The organism is Nocardioidaceae bacterium (assembly GCA_018672315.1).
In the GTDB taxonomy this organism is placed as follows: Bacteria; Actinomycetota; Actinomycetes; order Propionibacteriales; family Nocardioidaceae; genus TYQ2.
The window spans coordinates 2,066,263-2,084,143 of the sequence record CP076053.1 but is presented as its reverse complement, the minus strand read 5'-3'; the positions used below and the strand labels follow the sequence as shown (position 1 = coordinate 2,084,143).

The following is a 17,881-nucleotide window of genomic DNA, read 5'->3' as shown; positions in this document are numbered from 1 at the left end:
ACTCACGCTAGCCGTCCGACAGGCGGACCTAGGCGGTCGGGTAGGCCCCGGACAGCCGCAGGAAGGACACCGGGTCGACGTTGTCCTCGTAGATCGAGCCGCCGAGCGGGTGCACCTCGAAGTGCAGGTGGCACCCGGTGGAGTTGCCCTCCGTGCCGACGGCGCCGATGCGCTGGCCGGCCTTGACCCGGTCGCCGTCCGCGACGAGCAGCTCCTGCATGTGGGCGTACCAGGTGGCCGCGACGCCGTCGTCACCCTGCACGACCACGAGCCAGCGGCCTGACCACGCCTGGTCCGTGCGGACCGTGACCGTGCCCCGGGTCGCCGCGAGCACAGGCGTGCCGCAGGGCGCGGAGAAGTCGTCACCGGTGTGACCGGCGGCCCACAGGCCCCCGTCGCCACCCCAGTTGTCGTTGTCGTACCAGGACGCGTTCTCCGGGAGCGGGAAGACCACACCCCCTGGGGACGCGGCCGCGAGGCGCGCCGCAGCACGCATGAGCTCGTCGCTGGCCGCGGGCGAGAGACCGGAGAACGCCTCGAGGAACGATCGGTCCTCGGCCAGCAACGCGTCCCGCTCGGCCAGGGCGGCGGCCTGGCGGCGCTTCACCTCGTCGCGCAGCACCGACTGGCGCACGAGGTCCTGGATGCCCTCGACCTCCTCGACGACGCTCGCACGGACACGCTCGGCGGCGCGCAGGGCGTCGGCGGCCGAGGCGTCCCGCTGCTCGGCCCGGTCCCGGGCCTGCTCCTCCGCGGCCTGCACGCGCGCGAGCTCTCGCGCCGAGCGGCGCACGGTGCGCAGCGCGTCGTCCTGGCTGCTGCTCATCTGCGACAGCAGGGTCAGACCGGAGAAGAGGCCCTCCCCGGCGTACCGCTCGTCGCGGTCGGCGCTCGACCCGCCGAGCATCAGCGACAGCGATCCCGCGGACCCGTTGCGGTAGGTCTCGGCCATGAGCGCCATCAGCGCGTCGCGGTCCTTCTGGACCTGCAGCCGGGCGGCGCTGGTGGCCAGCACCGCCACGGCCACGTCGCTGCGGGCGGCCTCGAGCCGGCGGGCAGCGCGGTCGGACCGACGCAGCGCCTTCTCGTGCTCGGTGAAGGCCTGACGCAGGCTGGTGACGGAGTCGGCCAGCTCGGCACGCAGCGCGGCGGTCGCCTCGGAATCGCCCTCGTGGGGCGCCAGCAGGCTCATGTCGGGCTTCCAGGTGGCGGCCATCGCGAGGGCGCGGTCCTCGGCCGCCCGTCGGGCAGCGGCGTCGTCGCCCTCGTGCTCGTGCAGCGAGACGTCCTCGCCGCGCTGCCCGGGCTCTGTGGCCGCACCCTGCTGCGCCTCCCGCACGGACCCGCCCGGGGTCAGCTCGATCGCGGCGGCCGGGGTGCCACCGAGGTCGCCCACGCCGCCGAAGCCGATCAGACCCAGCGCCACCACCGCGGCAGCGGCGGTGCCGCGGCGTCGACGCGGACGCCGGGCGGCACGGTCGGGACGGGTCATGGTTCCTCTGGTCGCGGGCGGCCGCGGGCATCATTCACGGCCCGGCGACGGGTGGTGTCACGGGCTGGCCCGTGCGGACACCACGATACGTGCCCGTCGCCGACCTGTCCGCACAACCGGTTGCGGCGTCCTTCTCCTACGGCGTGGCGGCCAGCGCGTCGCGCCACCGGCCCGCGTACGCCTCGGCCTCATCCGCCTCGTAGCGGTGCCGCGGCCAGAAGAATCCGCGCAACCCGTCGCCCGTACGGCGGGGCACCACGTGCAGGTGCAGGTGCGGCACCGACTGGCTGACGGTGTTGTTCATCGCCACGAAGCTGCCCTCGAACCCGAGCTCGTGCACGGCCGCCGCCGCGAGCCGCTGGCCGGCCGCGAGGAACGGGTCGCGCAGTCGAGCGGGTAGGTCCGGCAGCGTCGGCACGTGCTCACGGGGCACCAGCAGCACGTGCCCCTTCTGCACCGGTCGCACGTCGAGGAACCCGACGAGGTCCGGCGTACGCAGCACCTCGTACGCCGGCTCCTCCGATGCCACGATGCGGCAGAAGAGACAGCTGCCCACCGACGTCCGCGCCATCCGTCCGCCCGTCCCTCAGTCCAGCGCGATGCCGCCGGGGCCGTAGCCCGTGGCGTCCCGGTGGGCCCGGACGTGCTCGTGCCCCCCTGCCTGCGCGACGCGCGCCGACCGCGCGTACCCGCCGGCGGGCGCGGAGAAGTGGTGGGTGTCCCCCAGCCCGTACGGCCAGCTCCAGCCGTGGCTGGACAGCAGTCGGATCATGCGGTGCGAGGTCGAGCGCCACGCGACCAGCGGGTGTGAGCGGGACTGCCAGTAGGTGTTCGGCACCACGCCCGTGCGGGACCGGTAGGTGTTCTCCCAGGTGTTGATGTCGATCGCGAACCCGTACGCGTGGGGTGACAGTGCGGTGTAGTTGACCACCCGACGACAGTTGAACCCGGAGGTGTTGCCGGCGGCCATCGAGGCGAAGTCGTCGCCGCCGTCGAGACGGCTGCTGTAGCCGAAGCGGTCCACCCGGTACATCGAGCGGATCGGCAGCTTCGCGCGGTAGATGTGGGCGAAGGTGGCGGCGACGTTCTGCGCGGCTGCGGCGTTCACGACGATCTCCCCCCGACGCGCGTAGCCGGTGTAGTCCCAGTAGTTGACACGGACGAGCCGCAGGTCGCGGCGGCCCACCGGGCAGCCGGGCTGCCAGGACACGCCCGTCATCTCCTGCCACACGGCACCCGGGATGCGGGTGACCCTGGGGCGCGGCCCCGCCTTGAGGGCCCGCGGCTGCACAGGCACCCGCACCCGGGGCGACGGCGCGTCCGCAGGCAGCTGCACGACCGGCCCCGCGGGCAGGTTGTCGACGGCCGTGACGTCGGTCGCGACTCCGTCGAACCAGGTGCCGGGGCGTACGCGGGCCACCCAGCGCGAGTCGTAGCGGGGACGGTCGCGCACCACGACCTGCCCGCGCTCGTCGGTGGTGCGGGTGACTCGTTCGACCTGGCCGGCCATGCGCGAGCGCACGACGACCTGGGCACCGGGCACGATGTCGCCGCGCCGCGTGGTCACCGTCCACGTCTGTCGCAGGCGTCGTCCGTCGACGACGCTCGTCCGTCCCTCACGGCGAACCCGGGTCGCCCACGGCACCAGGGCCAACGACTGCGTCGGGCTCACGACGGTCTCGCCGGGAGGCTCCTCGCCGGGGGCGTCCACAGCCGGCGCCAGCACGCTCCGCCACCGCTGCTCGGCCGGGGCACGGGGAACGACGATCTCGCCGGTGGCGGTGCCGTCCGAGCCCGTGACCAGCGTGGCCGCGGTGGTCCATGTCTCGCCGGTCCGCACCTGCACCAGCACCCCCCGCCCCGGGAGGGGTGTGCCCTCGGCAGCGGTGGCGGTCGCGGTGACGGCTCGAGCCAGGTCGGACCGGCTCCGGTCCGGAAGAGTGAGCGTGACGGCCGGGGAGGCCGCCTCCTCCGGCCCGGCACCGGCACCGCCGTCGGCGTCGGTCTGGGCGGCGGCGACGGTGGGCGCGAGGGCCAGCGCCGCGCACAGCAGCCCGGCGGACAGGTGTCGGATCACCGCCCCAGTGTGCGCCGCGGCGGCCCCCGCTGCCATGCGTCGGCGTGACGGGAGGAGTCACGAAAGGGTCACGAGACCCCGGGGTACGCGCGCGCGATCGTGAGCCAGGCCACCGGGTCGACGTTGTCCTCGTAGATCGATCCGCCGAGCGGATGCACCTCGAAGTGCAGGTGGCAGCCGGTGGAGTTGCCCAGCGACCCGACGTAGCCGATGACATCACCGGCCTCGACCTCGGCGCCGTTCTGCGTGGCCAGACCCATCATGTGGGCGTACCACGTCGCCAGTCCGCCCTCGCCCGTCTGCACCGTGACGAGCCACTTGCCGGACCAGCCCTGGTCCGTGCGGATCGACACCGTGCCCTGGTGGGCGGCGTACACGGGGGTGCCGCAGGCCACCGAGAAGTCGTCGCCGGTGTGACCGCGACGCCAGTGGCCGCCGGCGTTGCCCCAGTTGTCGTTGTCGCGCCAGCCGGAGTCCAGGGGCAGGGGGAAGACCACGCCGCCCTCGAGCTCGGCCGCGGCACGGGCGCTCGCCTCGGTGAGCTCGTCGGTGTCGACCGCGGCGGCGATCTCGTCCACGAGGATCGACTGCTGGATCAGGGCCTGGGCACGCCGGACGTCCTCGACGACCTGGGTGCGGGTGCGGGCGCTGCGGCTCAGCGCCGCGGCGTTGCGTACGGCCGTCCGCTCGGCCCGGGCCTCGGCCCGTTCCTGCTCGGCGACGGCGTCGGCGAGCGCGCGTGCCGAGGCTGCCGCGCGAGCGGTGGCGTCGCCCTGGGAGCTGTTGACCTGTGTCAGCAGCGTGAGACCGGAGAAGAAGGCCTCGTCGTCCTCCGCCGAACCGGCGCCCAGCACCAGGCCGAGATCGCCGACGGACCCGTTGCGGTAGGTGTCCGTGGCGATCGCCACCAGCGCGGCACGGTCCTCGACCCACCGCTGCCTCGCGATCCCGGACCGCTCCGCGGCGGCCGCCGACGCAGCCCGTGCGCGTCGCGCCTCGACCCGGCTGCGGTCCGCGGCGTACAACGCCTCCTCGTAGTCGCTGCTCGCGCGGCTCAACCTCTCGACCAGGGCCGCGAGCCGCGAGCGCACCTCGGCGGTCTGCGGGGAGTCGGATTCGCGCGGCGCCAGGAGGGTCGGGTCGGGCTCCCACATCGCTGTGAGCGCCACCTGCCGGTCGGCCTCGAGCCGCTCGGCGGCGCGGCGTACGTCGGCCGCGCGGCGACGTCGCTCCGCGCGAGCCTGCGCGCGTCGTTCGTCGATCGCGACCGTGGACTCCGCGGCGGCGCCGAGCGTGGTCGAGGAGCCGGGGGCGTCCGCGGTGTCGCTGGTGTCGGTGGTGTCGGTGAGCCCACCCACCGCAGTGGGGATGTCCGGCAGCGCGGGTCCGGCCGTGCTCACCGGAGCCCCGGCGGCGGCACCGAGCGGGAGCGTGAGGACGCCACCGGCGAGCACGAGAGCGGGCATCGCACGGGCCAGTGTCCCTGCCTGTCCCCGCACGAGTCCGCGCCGTCGACGACGCGGCGTCGCGCGCGCATCGTCCATGGGGTCTCCGAAGGGGACAGGGCTCGGGTGAGCGTTCGGGGCGACGGTCCAGCGAGTCGACCTGTCGCCTCCGATCGTAGGTTCCGCCGTCCCGACTGCGCCCGTCGTTGAGGCAGATCGGACCCCGGCACGACGAGTCTTTGCCAAGATGAGCCGCCACGGCACCGGCCGACCGTCCCGTGCCGCCCGTCCGGCATCACCACGATCCTCGACTCCCAGGAGACCCCCCGTGCTCAGCCACCTTCGCGACGCCGCCCTCGACGACCCCGCCAGGACCCTGGGAGCGCTGCGACTGGTGGTCGGCATCAGCGCCGCGGCCAGCCCACGCACGACGTGGGCGCTCGCAGGCATGGGGACACCGGAGGACGCGTCCGCGGGAGTGATGACGCGCATGTTCGCCGCCCGCGAGCTCGCCCTCGCCGCCGGTGCGTTCTCTCCGGACCCGGCGGTGCGTCGTGCGACCACGACGGTCGGCATCGGGGTCGACACCGTCGACGCGTTGGCGTACGCGATCGGGTTGAAGCAGGGCGCTCCGAAGACGTCGGTCTCCAGCGCCCTGCTCGCCCTGACGGCGGTCGGTCTCGGTCTCGCCGCGCTGGACCGCGACTGACCTCACCCGGTGGGCGCCGGCGTCGTGGTCTCGGCCGCGCGGTTCCGTTGCCTCAGCAGGAGCACGACGGCGACGACGGCCATCACCCCGACGAGGACGCTGAAGGCGATGCCCGCGGGACGCAGTCCCACGGCCGAGGCCAGGGCGCCCTCGCCGATCACCGGGAAGGAGATGCCGACGTAGAGCGCGACGAAGAAGGTCGAGGTCACCGCGCCGCGCTGCTCCTCGGGCGTCGCGGCGGTGACGCCCGCCAGGCCTGCCCGGAAGCTGAGGCCCTGGCCGACCCCGGCGACGACCGCGCCCCCGCACAGCCAACCGAGCGAGGCCGTGGCCAGCGCCCACGCGACCGCGGCCATGCCCAGCACGAGCAGCACGCAGCCGAGGGGCAGGGAACGGTCAGTCCCCATCCCCGTCGAGACCGCCTGCCCCACCACGGAGGACCCGAACAGCAGCAGCACCACCAGGCCGACCAGCACAGGGCTGTCGCGTCCCAGCACGTCGGCCAGGAACGCCGGGGAGACCGCGGTGAAGAGCCCCAGCACCGCGAAGCCCGCGAAGCCGGCGATCGCCGACCGCAGGAACACCGCTCGTGCGCCGACCGGGACGTGCAGCCGTCGGGGCCGCAGTGACGGCTCGCGGGATCGTGTCACGGTCTCCGCGACACCGAGCAGGAGTGCGGCGGCGACCACTGTCAGCACGAGGTGCACCGCGTAGGTGAGACGGGTGTCGGAGGGCCCGCTCACCATGAGCACCCCGGTGAGGAGCGGCCCGACGCCGAGGCCGCCCATGTTGACGCCGGCCGCGAGCAGACTCGCGCGCCCGCTGCTGCTCGCCGGTGCCAGGTCCACGACGTACGCCGTCGCCGTACCGGTGAGGATGCCCGCCGAGACACCGGAGAGCACCCGCCCGGCGTACAACCAGGGCAGCGCCAGCGGCAGCAGGAAGCAGACCGCCGAGAGCAGCGAGAACCCCAGACCGGCGAGCACGACGGGGCGCCGGCCCAGCTGGTCCGACCAGTGGCCGAGCAGGAGCAGGCCCCCCGTGACCCCGACGGCGTAGGCGCTGAAGACAAGCGTCACGGTCAGCTCACCGAACCCCAGCCGGTCGGCGTAGACGGGGTAGAGAGGCGTGGGCAGTGTCGCCCCGGCCATCCCGACCGCGAAGGCGAGCCCGACGAGGAGTGCGCCGGTCCACCCGGACGCACGACCGACGGGGAGACGGGGCGACGTGATCACCCCGCCCCTCTACCCCGCCTCACACGAAGGCGCTCTCCCCTGTGATCGCGCGACCGACGATGAGGCTGTTGATCTCACGCGTGCCCTCGTAGGAGTAGATCGCCTCGGCGTCCGCGACGAAGCGGCCCACGTGGTGCTCGAGCAGGATGCCGTTGCCGCCGAGGACCTCGCGGGCCCACCCGACCGTCTCGCGCATGCGCACCGTCGCGTGCGCCTTGCACAGCGAGGCGTGCTCGTCGGCGAGCAGGCCCGCGTCCTGCAGCTGCGACGCGCGGACGTTCATCGCGGTGGCCGCGGTCACGTTCGAGAGCATCTTCACGAGCAGGTCCTGCACCAGCTGGAAGCTCGCGATGGGCTTGCCGAACTGCTCGCGCTGCTTGGTGTAGGCGAGGGCGTGCTCGTAGGCGCCGCGGGCACACCCCACCGCCATCCAGGCGACGCTCATGCGTGTCAGCCGCAGCACCTCGGAGGTGGTGGCGAAGGAGTCGGCGCGCTGCAGCCGGTTGGCCTCGGGCACGCGCGCGCCGCGCAGGTGGACCTCGGCGTTCTCCACCGCGCGCAACGCGATCTTGTCCTCGATGATCTCGAACTCGACACCCTCGGTGCCCTTCTCGACCACGAAGCCCTTGACCTGGTCGTCGTCGACGTCGCGCGCCCAGATGACCAGCACGTCGGCGAACGCGGCGTTGCCGATCCACTTCTTGTCGCCGTCGAGGATCCACTCGTCCCCGTCGCGCTTCGCAGTGGTCAGCATTCCCTGGGAGATCGCGGAGCCGATCTCGGGCTCGGTCAGCCCGAAGGCGCCGATCTTCTCCATGCGCGCCATCGCCGGCAGCCAGCGGTCGTGCTGCTCCTCGTCGCCGCCTACCCGGATGGAGAGCATCGCGAGACCACCGTGGACGCCCATGAAGGTCGCGATGCTCGGGTCGGTGCGAGCGAGCTCCATCGAGATCATCCCGTCCACCAGCGCCCCGCGATTCGGGCACGACTCGTGGTCGACGACGAGGCCGGCGATGCCGAGCTCCGCCATGCCCGGCACGATCTCGTGGGGGAAGCTCGCCCGGGTCCAGTGGTCGTTGATGAGGGGCTCGACCTCCTGGGTCATGAAGGCGCGCGTCCGCCGCAGCAGGTCGCGGTCGTCGTCGTCGAGCAGCAGCTCGAAGGAGAGGAAGTCGGAGAACGGGCTCTCGTCACGGTCTGGCACGGGGTCCTCGGTTTCAGTCGGCGTGGGTGTCGGAGTCGTTCGTGTCCTGCTCGTCCAAGAACGTCTCCACGACGGGGGCCAGCTGCTCGGCCTCGGTCATCAGCGAGATGTGGCCGCCGTCGTAGAGGTGCAACCGGGCCCGTGGGATCAGTCGGGCCTGCATCCGCGGGTTGACCGCGGGGATGATCGGGTCGTCGTCCCCGCCCATGACCAGGGTCGGCTGCCGGATGAGCTTGAGGAACGGCAGGCTGCTCCACCCGGTCATCGCGAGCAGCTGGTAGTAGTAGCCGCGTTTGGGGCCGGCCCTGGTCATCGAGTGCAGCAGGGCTGCGCCCTGCTCGGGGTGGGTGCGCATCGTGCCCCCGTAGATGGTGCCGGCGACCTCGGCCGCGTACCCGGGATCGCGGTGCCGCCGCGGTGTGGCCATGATCCCGAGCACCTTCGGGTTGGCGGGCACCATCAGCGCGCCGGTGCCGGTGGCGACGAGCACGACCCGGCGTACGCGACGTCGGGACTGCACCGCGAGCTGCTGGGCGAGCCCGCCGCCCCAGCTGATGCCGAGCACGTCGAACTCGCGGTACCCGAGCTTGGCCATCAGGGCGGTGACCCAGGAGGAGAGGGCGGCGATCGTGTACGGGAACGGCGGTGGTGCGCTGCCGCCGACACCCGGCACGTCGAAGCGCACGACGCCGCGGCGTGGGTCCAGGGCCTCGACGAAGGGGCCGAAGGCCTCGAAGCTGATCCCGATGCCGTTGCACAGCAGCAGGGGCGGCGCGTCGGTGTACGGGCCGGTGCCGGGGCGGACCGAGACCCGCGCGCTGATGCCACGCACAGTGACCTGACGCACCCGCTCCGGCGCACCGGGCGGCTCCTCGATGGTGGGGTCCTCGTGCTCCATGACGTCTGTGCGGCTCATGCTCACCGATCGTGCACGAACGTGCCCGGCGCGTCACACACCGGCGGGTACTCGCTCGAGCCGGCCTTGACCGGCTTGCCGCGCCACTCGCCGCTGCGGTCGCCGACCCAGCCCGCGTAGTCGTCCCACCACGTGCCCTTCTTCTTCGAGGCCTGCTCGAGCCACTCCTGGGTCGTGGGCGGGTTCTCCTCGCTGGTGCGGAAGCTGGCCTTGGGATTGCCGGGCGGGTTGACCATCGCCGCGATGTGCCCGGACGTGGACAGCACGAAGGTCGAGGGGCCGCCCAGCATCTGGGTGGACTGGTAGCAGGACTCCCAGCTGCACAGGTGGTCGGCGATGCCCGCGACGACGTAGTTCTCGGTCGTGACCTGCGACAGGTCGACCAGGCTGCCGAGCATGTGCCCCTTGCCCGGCTCGACGAGGGCGTTGCGCAGCGCGAGGTCGAGGAAGTCGTGGTGCATCCCGGCGGTCATCCGCACCGGGTCGGCGTTCCAGTAGAGGATGTCGAAGGCCTTCGGCGGTCGGCCCATGAGGTAGTTGTTGATCCAGTAGCGCCAGATCAGGTCCGTGGGCCGCAGCCAGGCGAAGATCTCCGCGAGCGTCCGACCGTCGAGGTAGCCCTTCTCCTCGGACCGGGCGACGGCTGCCGCCGCGACCTTGTGCGAGAGCAGCGCCGAGGTGGTCCCGGCACGGCCCTGGTCGAGCACGGTGACCATCAGGCTGTACGCGCTGACCTTGTCGAGCTGGTCGGTGGCAGCCAGGTGACCCATCAGCATCGAGGTGATGATGCCGCCGGAGCAGATGCCGAGCAGCGACACCGACGTGGTGCGGGTGATCTGGTTCGCTGCGTCCATCGCCTCCAGGATCGCCGCACCGTAGGCGTCGAGGTTCCAGTCCGCGTGGCGCGAGTCGGGGTTGCGCCAGCTCATGACGTAGACCTGCAGGCCGCTGCGCACGAGGTGCTCGACCATCGACCGTTCGGGAGCGAGGTCGATGATGTAGTACTTGTTGATCGTCGGCGGCACGATCAGCAGCGGGATCGTCCGCACCTTGTCGGTCTGCGGGGCGTACTCGATCAGCTCGAACAACTCGGTGCGCAGCACGACCTTGCCGGGCGTCATCGCGAGGTCCTCGCCCACGGAGAAGGCGTCGGACTCGACCATCGACGGGACCCTGGGTGCGGTCGCGTAGTCGCGGAGGAAGCGCCGCCCCCCGTTGAGGAAGTTGCCGCCGCCGGTGTCGATGGTGCGCTTGAGGACCGTCGGGTTGAGCACGGGGGCGTTCGTCGGCGCGAGAGCCTCGACGATGTTGTCGACGATGAAGCCCATGCGCTGTCCGTCGGCCCAGTCGAGGTCCGCGTCGTCGACGAGCTCTCGCATCGCCTCTCCCCAGGCGAGGTAGCCCTGCATCGTGCGCTTGAAGAACGGGTTCTTCTCCCAGGCCTCGTCACCCCAGCGCTTGTCGCTCCTCGCCGGGGCCACCTCGGACCGTCCGACGCCCACCCTGACGAGCTCCGCGGCGAGACCGGCCGTACGCCGCGCGACGGTGCGCGGCTTGGTGGCGAGCGAGGCCACGGCCCGCACGCCGGACATGCCGGGCACCATGCGTCGCAGCGGACTCTGGCCTGCGTCGGCGAGGATCATGTCCATCGGCGTCTCGAGCGCGTGGTCGTCGGGATCGACGTCGGTCGCGTCCAGACGACCGTGGTCGCGGCTGCGCTCCTGCTCGATGCGCTGGATGGTGCTCACTGTCGATCACCGGGCTCTCGGGGTCGCGGACGGGACCCCTCAGTCCTGCCCGCTGCGGCGCGAAGTATGTGAAGCCGACCACACCGCCGCAGAGAACAGCCCTCAGCGCGGAGCGGCGTCCTCAGCGATGTCGGCGGCGACACGGTGACCGCGGACGGCAGCCCACCCGACGGTCGCGGCGAGCGTGCCGGCCGACGCGAGGGTCAGCACGACCGAGGCGGTCGACTCCTCGGCCAGGGCGGTGAAGAGTCCCCCGGCCCCGAGGGCGATGCCGAGCAGGGTGCCCGCGCCCACGATCACGATCCCGGCGCGGTGGGCCGCTCGCCAGGCGGCGGGGTCGCTGCGGGTCGCGTCGGTGCGGATGCCGACGTACGCGTTGGGTCCGAGCACGCCGAAGGCCGCGGCGATCGTCGCCTGCTGCACGACGATGTTGGCGAGCACCATCAACGACCCGGCGATGAGCCCGCCGGTCGCGACGTCGGTCACGGTGCCTCCTGTGGGGGTGGGTCAGCCTCCGGTGCTGGAGAAGTGCTGCCAGTCTCTCAGCGAGGTGTAGTCCCCACCCCACACCCACCCGATCCGCGCGAACGCCTCGACCACGGGGCCACCCTCGCGGATGATCCCGGGGGCCCGCCGGTCGCGGTCGAGGTAGGCCGAGGCGAGCTCGGGCACGACGAGGTCGTCGCGCACGTACGGGTTCTGGAACGGGTTCACGTCGATCGCGCGACCGTAGGCGTGCTCGGAGAAGGACGTGCCGCCGGTGACGGGCCGGCAGACGAAGGCACCGGTGTTGTTGCCGTCGCCGGTCGGTGGCACGTCGAGCTCCTCGGCGCGGGTGATGCGCATCTGCTCGATCGGGAACCGGGCTGCGTACAGCTCGGCGAAGACGTCCACGACGTCCTCGGCCCAGGTGCTCGCGACGAGCAGCTCACCGGTGTGCCGGGCGTCGTCGAAGCCGTGGAAGGCGACCCGGACCCAGGCGAGCTCCCCGGCCCCCACCGGGCACCTCGGCTCCCAGGTGGAGCGCGCGATCACCCGTGCCGGGGCGGGTGCCACGACGCGGCCGGCGAAACCGTCGCCCGGCAGCTCGGCCGCCGGGGCGACGCTGCCCGGCAGCGTGAAGGCACGCCGCCGCAGCGGCCGCGGTGTCGGTCGCACCTCGCCGAAGCCGTCGGCCCGCTCCGGCAGCACGCGGGTGCCGAGCCACGGCGGAGGCACGGTACCTGGCCTCGGCCGCAGCGTCCCCCCTCCGCGAGGGGTCACCTCTCGCGAGGGGTCACTTCGCGCGGACGCCGACGGGGCCACCGTCGGCGCCTCCGGCTGCGCAGGATCGGATCCCGGGGCACTGCAGGCGGCGGCAGCGAGCAGACCGGCCGCCAGCGCGAGGCGTACGGCGCGTGGTCCGCCGTCGCGAGCGCGCCTCATGCGCACGACCCTACGTGCGCGTCCCCTCAGCGCCGGGCGGTCAGCAGCCTCGCCATGATCTCCGGGACCTCGACGGACTCGTCCGCGAGCAGCGCCGGGTCCGGGCTCGTCCCGGCCGCCAGCAGCTTCCTGGTCATCATGAACTCGCGCGGGCGGGCCACGCAGTCCGCACCGACGAGCCGCCCGTCGTCCAGGTGGAACGCCGCGAAGCTGCGACCGCTGCCCGGGTCTCCGCGCAGGACGATCTCGCCGTGCCCGGTGACGTCACCGGCGGTCTGCAGGGTGAGGTCGTACTGATCGGACCAGAACCAGGGCACGGCCACGGGTGGCCGCGGCAGTCCGAGCAGCGTCGCGGCCGCCGCCCGGGCCTGCTCCCGGGCGTTGGGCACCGACTCCAGGCAGACGGCCGGCCCGCCGTCGTCGGGGCGTACGCGGGCGCAGTCGCCCAGCGCGACCACGGCCGGGTCGGAGGTGCGGCAGCCCGCGTCGACGACGACGCCGCGGTCGACCTCGAGGCCGGCGTCCTCGGCCAGGCCCGCGCAGGCGCGTACGCCGATCCCGACGATGACGAGGTCGGCCTGGTGGGACCCTCCGTCGGCGGTGCGCACCCGTGCCGCTCGTCCACCCCCGTCGGACTCGAGACCCACGACCTCGACCCCGGTCTCGACGCGTACGCCCTCCTCGTGGTGCAGCCGCGTGAAGAACGCCGAGACCGGCGGCGAGGTCACCCGGGCCAGCACCCGGTCGGCCGCCTCCAGCACGGTCACGTCGTGTCCGAGTCCGCGCAGCGATGCCGCCGCCTCGAGGCCGACGTACCCGCCGCCCACCATCACCACCGGGGCTCCATCGCCCGTGAGCGCGAGGTCGGCGCGGATGGCCTCGACGTCGGCCAGGCTGCGCAGCAGGTGCACTCCGGCGAGATCGGCGCCAGGCACGGCGAGCGGCACCGGCCGGGCCCCGGTGGCCAGGGCGAGCCTGTCGTACGCCACCTCCTCGCCGTCCTCGAGCTCGACGACGCAGGCGTCGCGATCGAGTCGTGCCGCGCGCGCCGCGATCAGCTCGATGTCGTGCGTGGCGAAGAAGGACGCCGGCCGCAACGGGAAGGCATCGGGGGCCTTCTCGCCCGCGAGGAACGACTTCGACAGCGGCGGCCGTTCGTACGGCAGTCCGCCCTCCTCGCCGATGAGACGGATCGGGCCGGTCCACCCGCCCTGTCGCAGCGCGGCCGCCAGGGCGACGGCAGCGTGACCGGCGCCGACGACGACGCAGGTGCGATCGTGCGCGCTCATCGCGTCAGCCGACCGGCGTGAGGCGGACCATCATGCGGGAGTAGCCGCGCACGAAGTTCGACTGCACCCGCTCGGGCTCCTCGACGACCTCGACAGAGTCGAAGCGCGTCAGCAGCTCCTCCCACAGGATCTTCAGCTGCAGCTCGGCGAGCCGGTTGCCCATGCACCGGTGGATGCCGTAGCCGAACGCCACGTGGTTGCGGGCGTTCTTGCGGTCGACGACCACCCGATCGCCGTCAGGAAACTTCTCCTCGTCGCGGTTGCCCGAGGCGTACCACATGACGACCTTGTCGCCCTTGCGGATGGTGACGCCGCCGACCTCGACGTCCTGCGTCGCCACGCGTCGCATGTACGCCAGCGGCGTCTGCCAGCGGATGATCTCGCTGACCGCGTTGGGGATGAGGGACCGGTCCGCCTTCAGCATCTCGAGCTGGTCGGGCCACCGGCTCATCGCCAGGATGCCGCCGCTCATCGAGTTGCGGGTGGTGTCGTTGCCGCCGACGATGAGCAGTGCGAGGTTGCCGAGGAACTCCATCGGCCGGTGGATGAGGTCCTTGGTGTCCTCGTCGGTGATCATCAGGCTCATCAGGTCGAAACCCGGCTCCTCGCCCGCCCTGATACGGGCCTCCTTGTCCCGCCACAAAGCGGAGAAGGCCTTGGCGACCTCGGCGACGGCGGGGAAGAAGTCGTCGCGCACGGCGAGCCCGCCGGTCGTCTCGGGGCTCGCGGCAGCGAGGTCCGACCACACGACGAGCTCGTGACGACGCTCGTACGGGAAGTCGAGCAGGGTCACCAGCATCCGGGCCGTGAGCTCGATCGAGACGCGCTCGACCCAGTCGAAGGGCTCACCCACCGGCAGCCCGTCGAGCACCTCGGTGGTGCGTTCACGGATGAGCGCCTCCATCTCCTGGAGGTTCCTCGGCGCCACGACGCCCTGCACGGCCCGACGGTGGGCGTCGTGCTCGGGTGGGTCCATCGCGATGAAGGTGCGGACGGGCAGACCCTTGGGCTGGTCGCCGAGGGTGATGATCGGTTCGGCGGAGAACAGGTCGTGGTGCTTGTCGACGTACATGATGTCGGCGTGCCTGGTCACCGACCAGAAGGCGCCGAAGGGGCTGTCCGCGACGTGGTGGACGGGCTGTTCCGCACGCAGCCGAGCGGCGTACCCCTCGAACTTCTGCTGCCGCCACAGGAACGGGTTCGACAGGTCGATGTCCGCGAGCGACACGTGGGCGGCGTCGGGGAGCGGGGTCTCGGTGAAGGTCGGGACCCGGGCTCCCAGCCCCGCGAGGTCGAGGCTCTTCTGCACCAGGTGGGCCGCCCTGACCTGCCAGTGCATCGGCACCACCGAGGCGGTGGCGCTCATGAACTGTCCGCTGATCGTCATCGGCGCAGGCCCCTCACATCTGGAACTCGGGCAGGGTCACCTGGAGGCCGTCGAGCTCCTCGGTCACCTCGATCTGGCACGCCAGTCGTGAGGTGTCGGCGCGTTCGGGTGTCATGTCGAGCATGAGCTGCTCGTCGTCGCCGATCGAGCCGGTCCGGTCGTACCACCCCTGGTCGACGATGACGTGACAGGTGCCGCAGGACGCATCGCCCCCGCAGTCCGCGTCGATGCCGGGCACGAGGTTGTCCACGGCGTGGCGCATCAGGGATGCGCCCTCCTCGATACCGACCTCATGGTCGGTGCCGTCGTGCTCGACGAAGGTGACCTGTCCCATCGGCTCTCCTCACCAGTGGCGTACGCCGCGGAGGTCGCGACGCCCTCATCGTGGCGCCGGTCACCGGGCGCAGGAAGGTCATCTCTTGACGCCAGGGGGTCTTTTTCCGACACTGGCGCGCATGGTCGATCCGCCCGCGAGTCGGTCGGCGCCGGGGTCGACCCCGGGGTCGTACACCCTGCTCGTCGCCCAGGAGCTGGGTCTGCCGGCCGGCGGGCTCGCCCCGCTGCTCGACGGCACCGACCTGGACGAGGGTCGGCTGCGCCGCGACGACGCTGCCCTGTCGCCCCGGCAGCAGATCTGCGTGCTCGACAACGCACTGCGGCTGGCAGAGGATCCGTGCTTCGGGTTCCGGATGGGACGTCGGCTCACGATCGCTGCGCACGGGCCCCTCGGCTTCCTCGTGTCCAGCTGCAGCGACCTGCGCAGCGCGCTGGAGGCGGCACAGGACTTCGCGTCCACGCGGGTCGGGTTCCTGCGCCTCGCGTTGGTGGAGCAGGACGATGCGCTGGCGATCGACTGCGTCTTCGACGTCGCGGCGCCGCCCGAGGTGGAGCGTTGCATGGCCGAGGCGCTGAGCGTGGTCGTCTGCGACCTGGCCGGCTTCATCCTCGGCCGACCGGCGGCGGAGATCGAGACCTGGTTCCCGCACCATGATCCCGGGACCTCGGCGCACGACTGGCTCCCGGGACCGGTGCACTTCGACGGGGGCGGGCTGTGCGTACGCGTCCCTCATCGGATCGCCTCCACACCCAACGCCTCGGCGAGCCACGCGATGCACGACCTGGCGCGGACCCAGTGCGAGGCCCTGTCGAGCGAGCTGGGCCGACCCGCGTACGAGGAGGACTCCACGCGCCGCCGCCTCGAGCGGCTGCTCCTCTCCAGCCCGACCCGGGTGCCCTCCGAGGACGAGGCGGCCGCCGAGCTCTTCGTCAGCGCGCGCACGCTGGCGCGCAGGCTCGCGAACGAGGGCACCGGATTCCGAGAGGTGCGCGACGACCTCCTGGCGCGTCGTGCCACCGGCCACCTGGCCGACGGGCTCCCGGTCGCGACGGTGGCGCACCTGCTGGGCTACCACGACGCCTCCGGGTTCCGGCGCGCGTTCAAGCGGTGGTGCGGCGTCACGCCCGAGGCGTGGCGACGGTCCTCGACACCGTGAGCACCCACCGATGGCGGTGGTCGGCGCTCCTCACCGTCCGACGCACGAGAGCCGCCCCGACGCGGTGTCGGAGCGGCTCTCGTCAGAGGGCTGTGTCGCTGGTGGAGCTGGCGGGAATCGAACCCGCGTCCTCGAGCGCCGTACCAGGTCTTCTACGGGTGTAGTCCGTGGGTGGTCGTGTTCTCTGTCCCAGCGCTCACACGAACATGTCGCTGACGGACGCAGTCACGGAAAAAGTCCCCACCGGTCACCGTGACAGAACCGGTGGGCAAGTCCCCTTGATGAGATCAGGACCCGGGACGGAGACGGATGCCCGGACTGACCCTTCGATCACTGCTCAGGCAGCGAGAGCGAAGTTAGTGCGCTTAGAGTCGGCACTTGTTGGTTCCAGCGATCGTTTACGAGATGACGCTGGCTTCTCGACCCGCTTCCCCTGGGACCAACGTCCCAAGTCGAAACCGATCAGCCCCTCTGGAGTTGTCAATCAGACTCTGCAGTCTACGGGGCACAGCGCAACGAGGCCACCGGGTATTCCCGCCCGGCTCACGCGTCCTCGGGGGCTTCGGAAACCTCGGGCACCTCGGGCACCTCGAAGAGACGACGGGGGTTGTCCCAGCACACCGCGCGCAGCCAGTCGCTGCCGAAGCCCAGCCGCTCGAGCGACTCGAGCTGGTGGGCGTACGGGTACGGGATCGTCGGGAAGTCCGAGCCGAGCAACACCTTGCCCGCACGGCCCAGTGCCTCGTACCGCGGCAGCAGCTCGTCGGGGAAGGCGCCACCCAGCGTGTCGAAGAAGTCGGTGAACACCATCGTGGTGTCCACCAGGACGTGCTCGAAGCCCTCGGCCATCGCGAGGAACGCCTCGAACTCCGGCGCACCTGAGTGCGCCATGACGAGAGCAAGGCCGGGATGCCGCTCGAGCACGGAGCGTACGGGGGTCGGTCCGGTGAACTCGTTGCCGACCGGGCCCGACCCGGCGTGCAGCACCACCGGCGTCCCGGCCTCGGCGAGCTGCGCCCACACCGGATCGAGATCCGGGTGGCGTACGTCGAACTCCCCCACCTGCACGTGCACCTTGAACACGTCAGCGCCGTCCGCGAGGCGCTCGGCCACGTACGTCGTCGCCTCAGGCTCGGGATAGAACGTCGCCGAGCGCATCGCGGCAGGCGTCGCGTCCGCGAATTGCCACGCCCAGTCGTTCAGGAACTCCGCGATCCCGGGCTTGTGCGCGTACGGCAGCGTCCCGAACCTGCGTACGCCCAGCGCCTGAAGCTGCTGGACGCGCTCTTCGACCGATCCCCGGTAGGTGATCGGCCAGGGACGGCCGATCTTCGGGCCGGCCTGGTCGAACTGCGCCCAGACGGCCGCCTGGATCCTCGGTGGCAGGAAGTGCACGTGCACGTCGACGATCCCCGGGATCTCGTGACGTTTCAACCAGGACGGGACGTCTCGGTCGGTCAG

16 protein-coding genes and 1 other RNA gene are annotated in these 17,881 nt (G+C 72.1%); 2 read left to right on the top strand and 15 right to left on the bottom strand.

What is annotated here, in order from left to right:
* Positions 1 to 28: 28 nt before the first annotated feature.
* The 4 genes from KLP28_10035 to KLP28_10020 all read right to left on the bottom strand — a co-directional run bounded on the left by KLP28_10035 (position 29) and on the right by KLP28_10020 (position 5,113).
* Positions 29 to 1,492, bottom strand: coding sequence for a M23 family metallopeptidase (locus KLP28_10035; protein QWC83963.1), 1,464 nt, complete (start codon positions 1,490 to 1,492; stop codon positions 29 to 31).
* Positions 1,493 to 1,628: 136 nt separating this feature from the next.
* Positions 1,629 to 2,063, bottom strand: coding sequence for an HIT family protein (locus KLP28_10030; GenBank protein ID QWC83962.1), 435 nt, complete (start codon positions 2,061 to 2,063; stop codon positions 1,629 to 1,631).
* Positions 2,064 to 2,078: 15 nt separating this feature from the next.
* Positions 2,079 to 3,569: a M15 family metallopeptidase gene (locus tag KLP28_10025; GenBank protein QWC83961.1), complete on the bottom strand. Its 1,491-nt coding sequence runs from the start codon at positions 3,567 to 3,569 to the stop codon at positions 2,079 to 2,081.
* Positions 3,570 to 3,637: 68 nt separating this feature from the next.
* Positions 3,638 to 5,113, bottom strand: a complete 1,476-nt coding sequence (locus KLP28_10020; GenBank protein QWC83960.1) for a M23 family metallopeptidase — start codon at positions 5,111 to 5,113, stop codon at positions 3,638 to 3,640.
* A 229-nt stretch (positions 5,114 to 5,342) separates the two neighbouring features.
* Here KLP28_10020 and KLP28_10015 point away from each other — a divergent pair, with 229 nt between their 5' ends.
* The gene (locus KLP28_10015; GenBank protein ID QWC83959.1) at positions 5,343 to 5,723 is read left to right on the top strand and encodes a hypothetical protein; all 381 of its coding nucleotides are present in this window, start codon (positions 5,343 to 5,345) and stop codon (positions 5,721 to 5,723) included.
* Positions 5,724 to 5,725: 2 nt separating this feature from the next.
* Here KLP28_10015 and KLP28_10010 read toward each other — a convergent pair whose 3' ends face one another.
* The 9 genes from KLP28_10010 to KLP28_09970 all read right to left on the bottom strand — a co-directional run bounded on the left by KLP28_10010 (position 5,726) and on the right by KLP28_09970 (position 15,261).
* Positions 5,726 to 6,958 (bottom strand): MFS transporter, encoded by a 1,233-nt coding sequence (locus tag KLP28_10010; protein QWC83958.1) that lies wholly within the window; start codon positions 6,956 to 6,958, stop codon positions 5,726 to 5,728.
* Between the two features lie 19 nt (positions 6,959 to 6,977).
* Entirely contained in the window at positions 6,978 to 8,162 is a 1,185-nt protein-coding gene (locus KLP28_10005) for an acyl-CoA dehydrogenase family protein (GenBank protein QWC83957.1), read from the bottom strand.
* 13 nt (positions 8,163 to 8,175) lie between these two features.
* On the bottom strand, positions 8,176 to 9,078 hold the full coding sequence (phaZ, locus tag KLP28_10000) for a poly(3-hydroxyalkanoate) depolymerase (protein ID QWC83956.1): 903 nt from the start codon (positions 9,076 to 9,078) through the stop codon (positions 8,176 to 8,178).
* A gap of 2 nt (positions 9,079 to 9,080) precedes the next feature.
* Positions 9,081 to 10,826 carry a hypothetical protein gene (locus KLP28_09995; protein ID QWC83955.1) on the bottom strand — a complete coding sequence of 582 codons (1,746 nt, stop codon included), beginning with the start codon at positions 10,824 to 10,826 and terminating at the stop codon, positions 9,081 to 9,083.
* Positions 10,827 to 10,928: 102 nt separating this feature from the next.
* On the bottom strand, positions 10,929 to 11,312 hold the full coding sequence (locus tag KLP28_09990; protein QWC83954.1) for an SdpI family protein: 384 nt from the start codon (positions 11,310 to 11,312) through the stop codon (positions 10,929 to 10,931).
* Positions 11,313 to 11,333: 21 nt separating this feature from the next.
* Positions 11,334 to 12,251: a M15 family metallopeptidase gene (locus tag KLP28_09985; GenBank protein QWC83953.1), complete on the bottom strand. Its 918-nt coding sequence runs from the start codon at positions 12,249 to 12,251 to the stop codon at positions 11,334 to 11,336.
* A 26-nt stretch (positions 12,252 to 12,277) separates the two neighbouring features.
* Positions 12,278 to 13,540 (bottom strand): FAD-dependent oxidoreductase, encoded by a 1,263-nt coding sequence (locus tag KLP28_09980; GenBank protein ID QWC83952.1) that lies wholly within the window; start codon positions 13,538 to 13,540, stop codon positions 12,278 to 12,280.
* A 4-nt stretch (positions 13,541 to 13,544) separates the two neighbouring features.
* Positions 13,545 to 14,927 carry a cytochrome P450 gene (locus KLP28_09975; protein QWC83951.1) on the bottom strand — a complete coding sequence of 461 codons (1,383 nt, stop codon included), beginning with the start codon at positions 14,925 to 14,927 and terminating at the stop codon, positions 13,545 to 13,547.
* 13 nt (positions 14,928 to 14,940) lie between these two features.
* Entirely contained in the window at positions 14,941 to 15,261 is a 321-nt protein-coding gene (locus KLP28_09970; GenBank protein QWC83950.1) for a 2Fe-2S iron-sulfur cluster binding domain-containing protein, read from the bottom strand.
* Between the two features lie 121 nt (positions 15,262 to 15,382).
* Here KLP28_09970 and KLP28_09965 point away from each other — a divergent pair, with 121 nt between their 5' ends.
* Complete coding sequence (locus tag KLP28_09965) at positions 15,383 to 16,420, top strand: AraC family transcriptional regulator (protein ID QWC83949.1); 1,038 nt, start codon at positions 15,383 to 15,385, stop codon at positions 16,418 to 16,420.
* Between the two features lie 99 nt (positions 16,421 to 16,519).
* Here KLP28_09965 and ssrA read toward each other — a convergent pair.
* Both ssrA and KLP28_09955 read right to left on the bottom strand, forming a co-directional pair.
* Positions 16,520 to 16,890, bottom strand: a transfer-messenger RNA (tmRNA) gene (gene ssrA / locus KLP28_09960).
* Positions 16,891 to 16,963: 73 nt separating this feature from the next.
* Complete coding sequence (locus KLP28_09955) at positions 16,964 to 17,881, bottom strand: amidohydrolase (GenBank protein ID QWC86912.1); 918 nt, start codon at positions 17,879 to 17,881, stop codon at positions 16,964 to 16,966.